A 9,751-nucleotide genomic window follows, 5' to 3' on the forward strand; every position below is an offset into this window, starting at 1 on the left:
CCCCGGCCCGGGCCTCGGCGTGCGCATCCTGGGCGAAGTCACCAAGGCCGCCGCCGACACGCTGCGCCTGGCCGACCACATCTTCATCGAAGAACTGCGCCGCGCCGGCTGGTACGACAAGACCAGCCAGGCGTTTGCCGTATATCTGCCGGTGAAAAGCGTCGGCGTCACCGGCGACGGCCGCCGCTACGAACCCGTCGTCGCGCTGCGCGCGGTCGAGACCGTCGACTTCATGACCGCCCGCTGGGCACACCTGCCCTACGAACTGCTGGACATCTGCTCGCGCCGCATCATCAACGAAGTGCCCGGCCTCTCCCGCGTGGTCTACGACGTCTCCGGCAAACCGCCGGCGACGATCGAGTGGGAGTGAGCAGGCGTGCGCCCCTGATTGCCAAAGCAGCCGCGCTGCGTCCAGATATTGAGCGAAGTTAGTTAAATTATCCTTGCCGGATAATTTATAAAATGCTCGTATAATCTGTACATGGACCCGATCAGAAACCCCTACGCGCCGGGCGCTGGCGCGCCGCCGCCGGAGCTTGCCGGCCGCGATGATCTGCGCGAGATGGTGCGCATCGCCACCGAGCGTGTCCGCCTGGGCCGCCATGCCAAGAGCGTGCTGATGGTGGGCCTGCGCGGGGTCGGCAAGACCGTGTTGCTCGACCGACTGCGCGACGACGCCGAAGCCGCCGGCATGCACACGCTGCGCATCGAGGCGCCAGAGGGCCGCTCACTGCCGGCCATCCTCGCGCCTCAGTTGCGCCAGGCACTGCTGAAATTGTCACGATCCGATCAGGCCAAGGCCTTCGCCCACCGCGCCCTGCGTGCACTGGCAGGGTTCGTCGGCGCCCTCAAGGTCAAATACCAGGACATCGAAGTCGGCCTCGAGTTCGAGCCCGAGCCGGGGCTCGCCGACAACGGCGATCTGGAGCACGACCTGCAAGACCTGCTGGAGGCCACCGGCATCGCCGCTCAGCACGCTGGTACCGCGCTCATCCTGTTCGTCGATGAGTTGCAGTACGTCGAGGAAGAACAGCTCGCCTGCCTGATCACCGCGCTGCACCGCACCGCGCAGCGGCAACTGCCGGTGATGCTGGTGGGCGCCGGGCTGCCGCAGCTCCCCGGCCGCATGGGCCGGGCCAAGTCCTATGCCGAGCGGCTTTTCGATTTTCCGTACCTCGCCCCGCTGCCGCCCGACGCCGCCCGCGCCGCGCTCGCCAAACCCGCCGCAGAGCTTGGTGTCGCATTCGACCCGGCTGCGCTCGATCTGCTGGTGCAGGAGACCCAGGGCTATCCCTACTTTCTGCAGGAGTGGGGCAAGCATGTCTGGGACATCGCGCCGACTTCGCCGATACGCACAGATGATGTGCAACAGGCGACGCGGGAGGTGATCGCAGCGCTCGACGAGAGCTTTTTTCGCGTCCGCTTCGATCGCCTGACGCCGAGCGAGAAGCGCTACCTGCGCGCCATGGCGGAGCTCGGCCCCGGCCCGCACCGCTCCGGCGACGTGGCCAACGTGCTGCACAAGAAAGTCACCTCGCTCGGCCCGATCCGCAACCAGCTCATTGCGAAAGGCATGATCTGGAGCCCGAGCCACGGCGATACCGCCTTCACCGTGCCGATGTTCGATGCCTTCATGCGACGGATCATGCCCGGCGATGACTGGCGTGGTGAGTGATGTCCAATGTGCTGCGGCGCGTCTTCAACTCAGCGCCGAACCTCTCCCGCGTGATCTACGACGTCTCCGGCAAACCGCCGGCGACGATCGAGTGGGAGTGAGTCCGCGTCTGGGCACGCCAAGGCAGGAAAGTGGCGTGACCCTTGAGCCCGTGACTGCACTTGTCTATTCTTGCAGTCATCGCAATCAGATTAGGGGGATTGAATCATGGCAATCCTGACCGTGAGGAATGTGCCCGATGACGTGCATCGCGCGTTGCGCCTGCGGGCGGCCCAACACGGCCGCAGCACGGAAGCGGAGGTGCGCGAGATTCTGGCGACCGCAGTCAAGCCGGAAAAGCGGGTGCGCGTGGGGGACGCCCTGGCCGCCATCGGCCGCAAGATCGGTCTGACCAATGAAGATTTCGCTGTCTTCGAGAACGTGCGCGACAGAACGCCGGCCGAACCGCTGAGCTTCGACTGAATGATCGTCCTCGATACAAACGTGGTTTCCGAGGCGATGAAGCCCGCGCCAGACACGGCCGTGCGGGCTTGGCTGAACGATCAGGCGGCGGAAACCCTGTACCTGTCGAGCGTGACGCTGGCCGAGTTGCTGTTTGGCCTCCGCGCGCTGCCGGCGGGCAAGCGCAAGAACCTGCTCGACCGCGCACTGAACGCGCTGCTGGCGCTGTTCCAGGATCGCGTCCTTCCGTTCGACACGGACGCCGCGCGCCACTACGCCGACCTGGCCGTGACGGCCCGGAACGGCGGGCGGGGCTTCCCGACGCCGGATGGCTACATCGCGGCCATTGCCGCGTCGCGGGGCTTCATCGTGGCATCGCGCGACACTTCACCCTTTGAAGCGGCTGGTGTGACGGTTATCAACCCTTGGAAGGATGGATAGGCTGACTTTTCGGGAGAGGATCCGGCCGGCCAACTTACGATGCGGGCCTGCTTGCCCGGTTCGGCGAGAGACGATGAGCCGACCATGAGGCGCGCGCCAGATCGAGATGCGGGACTGCCACTAGGAGCGGGAACATGGCGCAATTGCTCGACGAAATCCACCCCGGCGAAATCCTGCTGGAAGAGTTCATGAAGCCGATGGGTATCACCGCGCGCCAGCTCGCGGCCGACACCGACGCCTCCCCCAGCCGGATCAGCGAACTGGTCAACGGCCGCCGCCCGATCACGGCGGATACTGCGCTGCGGCTTGGGCTCTACTTCGGCATGGACGCGCGGTTCTGGATGAACCTGCAAACGGAATACGACATGCGCGTCGCCGCGTGAAGTTACCCGTCGATCTGGCGTCCGGGGTTTTACCCGCGAAGCGTTTTGAACATCTCCCGTACCTCCTCCTCCGTCACCACTTCGGCGTGCTCAGCCGCCGACCGCTCGGAGTAGCTGCTCGTTTCGTAATCTGGCTCGCTCTCATTGCGCTCTGCGATGGCGTCGTCGATCAAAGAGATGGTGCGAGAAAAATCAAGGCCGTACTGCTGCGTCAGTTCGCTGAGCGAGGTTCGCAATTCATTGAAGTCATCCGTATCGGAACAGTTGTCAAAGTCCTCGCGGACGCCCTGGCGCCGATAGTGGTCAAGCGCTTCGCTGAGCTTCCCCTCGTCAGATCCCAACCATTCCAGCGCGGAGTCGCGAAACTTGAGCAAAGTCAGCCAGTCGCGCGCCCCTGCCATCACCAAGTAGTCGAGCAAGCCATCCAGGACCGTCCGGTAGACGGCCTTGCCGCCATTGCTGAGGTACCAGTGTTTACCCTTCATTGCATCCAGGGCGCGTAAGGCGGCGGAAATGTCCAGGCTATGCTTTTCCCAGCGCGCGACGAGATGCGCTGCGTACTGTTCGCAGAGCTGGACGAACGTGTTGCTCTTTAACACATCGCAGATTTCAACAAGCTTCGCAAGCCTGACCCCTTCACCGGCATCAACCGGTTGGCCGATCATTCCATGTGGGGTCTTTTCCCATCGCGTGGACTCCCCATGCAGGACGCGCTCAATCAGCGAGCGCAGCCGCGCATCGTCGGCGGATAGTGCGCCGAAAAGTGGCTGATCGTTTCGCTCTTTGGCCAGGCTCCACAGACTTGTGATCTGCTTGAATCGTATGGCGCTCCCGGCGAGATCGAAGGCAATCGCCGGGGTGCGGCAGATGACGCCGGCCGCGAAGTCACGGATAGACGGGTTGATGAATTCAGCATGTCCCCACTGGTAAGACAGAAACGCTCCATCCAACTCCTGCAGTGCCATCCGAAAATCGCCGGGTGCCCGCGGCCTGTTGTAGCGCTCGGCATTGTCGCGATGGACGGCCTCGAAGGCCGGTTCAAGGTCCACCACATCTGTCCATTCGCCGAGGGTGTAGAGCGTCAGGAGAAGATCGCGGCCGGCATCCGAAATCTGAGTTTCGAACGCGTGAGACCAAATCGTCTCGGGCTCTTGCAGCAAAGCGGTGATGCGCTGTCGGTACTGCTCGGGCGGCGGTGACCGAAGGCGAGTCAAGGATGCCAGCCACTCGATCAATCGCGGGTTGAAGTGATCGTGCTTGATGATGTCGAGGAAGAAATCATCCTCAAGGATCACATCCTTGTACTGCTGTGGGAGGTCGCTGAAGTGCAGATGGTTGTAGAGAATTCGGGCTCGTTGACCGAAGGAGTAGTCTCCCAGCTCCAGCACGCAGCGATGATCCATCATCGTGCTGTGCAGGAAGCGCTCCGACACTTGAAACGCACGGCGCAGGATGTGCTCCCGCGTGGTCAGCACAAACTTGCTATGCGGCGTGTTCCGCACCATCTCCATGAAGCTGATCAGGGCCGCGTCATGGTTGCTGCTGAGATATGTGCGCTGATCGCCGAGAAACGTCTGACCAAGAAAGTCGTCGTAGTAGAAGATTTGCTTCCTATCGGCACGGAACAGCCGCTTGCCTTCGGCCAAGTCGGTTTGAATGACGACCGGTTGATATCCCTCTTCCAGATGAGCGAACAGCAGCATTTCCGCGAGCGTTGTCTTGCCGATGCCGGGAACGCCCGAGATGATGACGACGCGCTGCTCCTGCAGCAGCTGCTGGGCACGCGGGAATGCCTTGTTCTGGACGAACACCGGTATCTTGCGGCGGATGCGCTGAACCTCAAACTCAGTCTGCGAAATCTCAGCGTTGTGCAGAACGCGATCCAATACCGCAGTGCTCGTCAGCCAAAGCTTGAAGTTGGCGCGCTCAATCGCCGGATGGCGGCTTAGCAGGCCCTCGAGATCATCCGCCCCGATGACATCGGTCGGTCGCCGGATGAAAGGCCCGCAGACCTTGATAATCTTGTCCTTGTCGGAGGGCGACAACGGCAAAGAGGTCACCAGCACATAGCGGTCAGGTTGCAGTTGCTGAACCTTGGGCGCTTCTCTGCTGCGCAGATGCGACAGCAGGCTTCTGACGGATGAGGAGGCGTAGTGCTTGCACTGGATGATTGTCGTGCCGCCATTGAGCGCCGAATGGCGCAGGTCGATACCCCGATCGCGGCCGGTTTTGAAAGCCTCCAGCGGGACGTTCCACTCCGCCTGAAGCAGGTCACGGGTTAGCTCTTCGAAGTCCTTCGGAGACAACGATTTGTAGTCATAGCGTCCCATCGAGTGTCTGTCTCCCGCTGTCGATCTCCACTTCTATCCCCCTGTCGTGGCTCAAGCGAGCGCCTGAGCCTCCTGACCGAGCTTGCGCAGGTGTCCATCTGACATGTCGAGAATTAGGCTCGTAAATGAACGCGTTCAAATGAATGCTCTCCGGCGTCATGAGAGCCACACGCTGCAGAACCCCTATCCGGCCGAGGGCCAAGAGGCGAAGTGATGCTGGATGGCGAAAACCGGATCATATCTTGACATCATCTGCCGCAGTTCGGCTCGGAAGCGCGCTGTCCTTTTGATGGTCAGAGAAATGCACCGAGGCATCGCTCTCCCAGGGACATCACCCGATCAAGCCCCAACCTGCTTTACGCACCGAGGGCGAACCGGCAAACGACTGATCTCGGCGCCAACGGCCGCCTCGGCCACGCGAATGTCATATGCGGCCTGCAAATTCAGCCAGAACTGCGGGCTGCTGCCGAACCAGTGGCCGAGGCGCAGGGCGGTGTCGGCGGTTATCGACCGTCTGCCGCGGATGATTTGCGACAGACGATTGGCCGGCACCTCGATCTGTCGAGCCAGTTCGGTCGGCGTGATGTTCAGTTCCGCCAATTCGTCGGCCAGAACTTCACCGGGGTGGATGGGGGCGCGCATGGCGGTCTTCGCGGGGCCGGTGCGTGCGTTCAGCGCCACAACGCCGACAGCGGCACCGCGGCCAGTCGCTCGCCGAAGGGGACGAGATCGGCGCTGTCGTACAGCACGACGCCGTAGGCGAACCGATCCCCGCATGCCGCAGCGAGGGAGTGCAACCCGGCGAAGTCGCTGGATTTCACCGTCGCCGACGACTTGACCTCGATGCCGACGACCATGCCGTCGTCGCGTTCGAGCACGATGTCCACCTCGTGCATCTGCTGATTGCGAAAATGGTAGGGCGTCAGGCGCAGGTCGGATGCGCTCATGAGCTTCAGCACTTCGGCGAACACGAAGCTCTCCAGGAGTGAGCCAAACCGCTCGCGGTTCGCCTTGACCCGGTCGAAGCTCAATCCTGTTGCCGAGGCGAGTAGGCCGGAATCGAGGAAATGCAGCTTCGGCGTCTTGGTGGCGCGCTTCAGCGCGTTGGTGTACCAGGGCTGCAATGTCGAGACGAGAAAGACCTGCTCTAGCAGCGCGACGTAGCGCTGCCCTGTCTTGTGGCTGACATCGATGCCGGCGCCAAGCCGTGAATAATTGACCAACTGTCCCGAATGTTCGGCAAGCAGCCGGACGAACTTCGGCAGTTGGGTGAGCTTCTCGATCTCGGCGATGTCTCTGAGGTCGCGGGTCAGAATCGACGTCAGATAGGAGCGCGCCCAGTCCTGCCGCCGCCGCTCGCTGTCGCGGCTGATCGCTTCGGGAAAGCCCCCGCGCAGCACGAGCTGGAGGGGATCGTCACCGACAATCGCCTGGCGGTCGCCCTGAAGTGTTCCCGCGAACAGCCGTTCCAGGAAAGTCGGCCTGTGGCCGGTTATTTCCGCGCGCGCCAGCGGCAGCATCCGGATGGTCTCCATCCGACCGGCTAGGCTGTCGGCAACCCGCGGCAGGGTCAGCACATTGGCGGACCCAGTCAGCAGGAAACGGCCGGGGCGGTAGTCGTCGTCCACGGTCTTCTTGATGGCGAGCAGCAGATCGGGCACGCGCTGGATCTCGTCGATAGTGACCCGATCCAGGCTGCGAATGAAACCGGTCGGATCCGACCGCGCGGCGTCGAGCGCCGTCCGGTCATCGAGCGTGACATAGGTCCGATCCGGCTCGCCCATCGTCCGGACCAGCGTGGTCTTGCCCGCGCGGCGCGGTCCCACGATCAGAATCACAGGCGTGTCCGACAGAGCTTCTGCCACCCGATGCGCGACGAACCGCTGGTACATGACCCGCTCCGAAGTGCGGTAGATTGGGAGGAGGAAGCATGATAATTGGAAGTCATGGCCGGGTCGATTGGGATTTTCTGCAGACGCCTGCCGTTCGCTTACGGTGGCGTTGTGCCGCTGGATCAGGCCAGTTGCGGCAGATTCCCGGGTGTCAGCGTCAGGGCTCGAGGTGCCTCAAGCTTTTTCTCCAACTCCAGCAATGCCCGCTTGCGCTCCACCCCGCCCGCATAGCCGGTTAGCGCGCCGCCAGTACCCACCACGCGGTGGCAGGGCACCACCACCGACACCGGGTTGCGCCCCACGGCGGCGCCCACCGCACGGGCTGCGGCCGGTTTGCCGATGGCCTGCGCGAGTTCGCCATAGCTGCACGTGCGGCCCGCCGGGATGCGCAGCAGCGCCTGCCACACGGCGCGCTGAAAGGGCGTGCCGAGCAGATCGAGCGGCAGGTCGAAGCGCGTGAGCGTGCCGGCGAAGTAGCGCTGCAGCTGTGTTGCGGCTTCGCGCAGCAGCGGGTCGTCGCCGTCGTGCGGTACGGGCAGTTCGCGGGGATGATGTTTCTGGCCTTCGAACCACAGGCCGGCCAGTCCGCGGGCGGTGCGCGTCAGGCGCACGCGGCCGAGCGGCGTGTCGATCAGCGCCTGCGCGGTGCAGGCGGTGGCGAGCGTGTCACGGGTGCTCATGGGTCGGTCTCCAGGCTGTTCCATAGGCGCAGCACGGCATAGGCGCGCCACGGCCGCCAGGCTTCGGCGCGCGCGTCGGCGCCGCACTGGTCGGCGATGCCGAAGCGGCGCTGCATGGCCCTCAGCACCGCGACATCCCTGGGCGGAAAGGCATTCGGCCAGCCGAGTGCGCGCATCGCGATGTAGTGCGCCGTCCAGGGTCCGATGCCGGGCAGCGCGCACAGCGCGGCGATGAAGGCCTCGGGTGCCGTGGCTGGCGCCATCAGCCGTTCGAGCTCCGGCCAGGACTTGGCCAGCGCGATGAGCGCCGTGGCGCGCTGGCGCACGATGCCGAGGCCGGCCACGTCGCTGAGCGCAGCGGCGGCGAGCCGCTCCGGCGCGGGGAACTGGTAGCTCAGCTCGGCCCAGGGCGTCACTGACGGCTCGCCGAAGCGCGCGACCAGCCGGCTCGCGAGCGTGCGCGCCGCGGCGACGCTGATCTGCTGGCCGAGCACGGCGCGCACGGCCAGTTCGAAGCCATCCAGGCTACCGGGCAGGCGGATGCCCGGCGCGCCGGGCAAATCGGCCAGTGCTGCATCGATGTGGGCCGGCGCGGCGTCGAGATCGAGCCAGCGCCGCGCGGCGGCCGCCACGCGGGCGCTCGCTCCGGCCAGCGTCGGCGCAAAGCGCAGCCGCACGCGGTCGCGCTCGGGATCGAAACTCGCCTCGATCCAACCACCTTCGCGGGCGATGGCGCCGGCGCGCAGCGTGCGCCGCAGGCCAAGCGCGCCGACGGTTTCGACGCCGGGAGTGGCGCGCTGAGCAAAGAAGCGCAGCAGGGTGGCGTGATCGAAGGGTGCGCGGTAGGCGAGCGTGATGGTCACCGCGTCCGCCGCTTCGCTGGCCACGGGTTCCCGTTCGGCGGCGCCGCGCAGGCGGCTCGGGCTCATGCGGTAGCGCGCGACGAACGCGGCGTTGAAGCGGCGCAGGCTGTGAAAGCCGGCGGCGAGCGCCACCTGCGCCACCGGCATGGCGCTGTCGGTCAGCAGCTGCTTGGCCAGCAGCAGGCGGCGCGTCTGTAGGTACTGCATGGGCGTCACCCCGTGCTCGGCCGCAAAGATGCGGCGCAGATGTCGGTCGCTCACGCCGAGGTGCGCCGCCAACGTCGTCAACGTGGCGGCATCGCCGCTGCCGATTTGCGTATTCAGCATCTGTACCGCCTGCTGGGCCAGGGTGCGGGAGGCATCCATCACGCTCCACGGCAGGCCGGCGCCGGGCGCGATCTCCGGCCGGCACTTGAGGCAGGGCCGAAACGCCGCCGCCTCGGCCTGCGCCGGCGTCGCGAAGAAGCGGCAGTTGCGCCGCTGCGGCGTGCGCACCCGGCAGATCGGCCGGCAGTAGATGCCGGTGCTGGTCACGCCCACGAACAGGCGGCCATCGAAGCGGGCATCGCGGGCGGCGAGGGCCTGGTAGGCGGCGTCTTGATCCAGTGTCATGGGCGACATCATAGGCCGGCACGACCGCGATGCTCGCCGTTTTCGGACATGCGGTTGCAATCCCCGCCGTTGAGCCACGACCCGGCACCGTGGGCCGGGATCGAGTCATCTATGGTCCAAGTTGCGCCTGGCCCCGTCTTGGTTTTTGTCTGTGGCCTCGTACACTGAGACCCAGCACACCCATTATTAGAGCCATAAACGAGGTGCATCATGCCGACCCAGACTTTCCCGCCGATGACCAAGGACTTTCCCAGTTTCGACTGCGATGCGCACATCGCCGAGCCGATCGCCATCTGGGAGCGCGCCGAGGAACATCTCACCCGCGACGAGCTGGAGGCGCTGCGCGCCACCATGTGGTACGACCGCGGCTCCGGCCAGGTGGTGGTCAACGGTGTCACCGGCGCCGGCATCCGCTCCAAGGAGGGCGAGGGCAC

At 64.9% G+C, this 9,751-nt stretch carries 11 protein-coding genes and 1 pseudogene; 7 read left to right on the forward strand and 5 right to left on the reverse strand.

What is annotated here, in order from left to right; genetic code table 11:
* The 6 genes and pseudogenes from IT472_RS11945 to IT472_RS11970 all read left to right on the forward strand — a co-directional run.
* A pseudogene (locus tag IT472_RS11945) lies at window positions 1–370 on the forward strand (GMP synthase (glutamine-hydrolyzing)); the annotation flags it as partial.
* Between the two features lie 111 nt (window positions 371–481).
* Complete coding sequence (locus tag IT472_RS11950) at window positions 482–1,675, forward strand: ATP-binding protein (RefSeq protein ID WP_297181823.1); 1,194 nt, start codon at window positions 482–484, stop codon at window positions 1,673–1,675.
* A complete protein-coding gene (locus tag IT472_RS11955) occupies window positions 1,675–1,776 on the forward strand; it encodes a hypothetical protein (protein ID WP_297181826.1) in 102 nt (33 codons plus the stop codon). The genes IT472_RS11950 and IT472_RS11955 overlap by 1 nt, the downstream gene beginning before the upstream one ends.
* Before the next feature lie 106 nt (window positions 1,777–1,882).
* Window positions 1,883–2,137, forward strand: a complete 255-nt coding sequence (locus IT472_RS11960) for a plasmid stabilization protein (RefSeq protein WP_297181827.1) — start codon at window positions 1,883–1,885, stop codon at window positions 2,135–2,137.
* Window positions 2,138–2,557 carry a type II toxin-antitoxin system VapC family toxin gene (locus IT472_RS11965; protein ID WP_297181828.1) on the forward strand — a complete coding sequence of 140 codons (420 nt, stop codon included), beginning with the start codon at window positions 2,138–2,140 and terminating at the stop codon, window positions 2,555–2,557.
* Window positions 2,558–2,691: 134 nt separating this feature from the next.
* Complete coding sequence (locus IT472_RS11970; RefSeq protein ID WP_297181831.1) at window positions 2,692–2,940, forward strand: HigA family addiction module antitoxin; 249 nt, start codon at window positions 2,692–2,694, stop codon at window positions 2,938–2,940.
* 29 nt (window positions 2,941–2,969) lie between these two features.
* Here IT472_RS11970 and IT472_RS11975 read toward each other — a convergent pair whose 3' ends face one another.
* The 5 genes from IT472_RS11975 to IT472_RS11995 all read right to left on the reverse strand — a co-directional run bounded on the left by IT472_RS11975 (window position 2,970) and on the right by IT472_RS11995 (window position 9,317).
* Window positions 2,970–5,270 carry a restriction endonuclease gene (locus IT472_RS11975; protein WP_297181833.1) on the reverse strand — a complete coding sequence of 767 codons (2,301 nt, stop codon included), beginning with the start codon at window positions 5,268–5,270 and terminating at the stop codon, window positions 2,970–2,972.
* Between the two features lie 339 nt (window positions 5,271–5,609).
* Window positions 5,610–5,912, reverse strand: a complete 303-nt coding sequence (locus tag IT472_RS11980; RefSeq protein WP_297181836.1) for a HigA family addiction module antitoxin — start codon at window positions 5,910–5,912, stop codon at window positions 5,610–5,612.
* A 29-nt stretch (window positions 5,913–5,941) separates the two neighbouring features.
* The gene (locus tag IT472_RS11985) at window positions 5,942–7,162 is read right to left on the reverse strand and encodes an ATP-binding protein (protein ID WP_297181838.1); all 1,221 of its coding nucleotides are present in this window, start codon (window positions 7,160–7,162) and stop codon (window positions 5,942–5,944) included.
* 122 nt (window positions 7,163–7,284) lie between these two features.
* Window positions 7,285–7,842: a methylated-DNA--[protein]-cysteine S-methyltransferase gene (locus IT472_RS11990; RefSeq protein ID WP_297181840.1), complete on the reverse strand. Its 558-nt coding sequence runs from the start codon at window positions 7,840–7,842 to the stop codon at window positions 7,285–7,287.
* Window positions 7,839–9,317, reverse strand: coding sequence for an Ada metal-binding domain-containing protein (locus IT472_RS11995; RefSeq protein WP_297181842.1), 1,479 nt, complete (start codon window positions 9,315–9,317; stop codon window positions 7,839–7,841). Before IT472_RS11995 ends, IT472_RS11990 begins: the two co-directional genes overlap by 4 nt.
* Window positions 9,318–9,527: 210 nt before the next feature.
* Between IT472_RS11995 and IT472_RS12000 the strand changes: the two genes are divergently transcribed.
* Window positions 9,528–9,751 (forward strand): hypothetical protein (locus IT472_RS12000; protein ID WP_297181844.1); only part of this gene is annotated, 224 nt, incomplete at its 3' end.

The sequence above is a fragment of the Thermomonas sp. genome (genome assembly GCF_020850895.1).
In the GTDB taxonomy this organism is placed as follows: domain Bacteria; phylum Pseudomonadota; class Gammaproteobacteria; order Xanthomonadales; family Xanthomonadaceae; genus Thermomonas.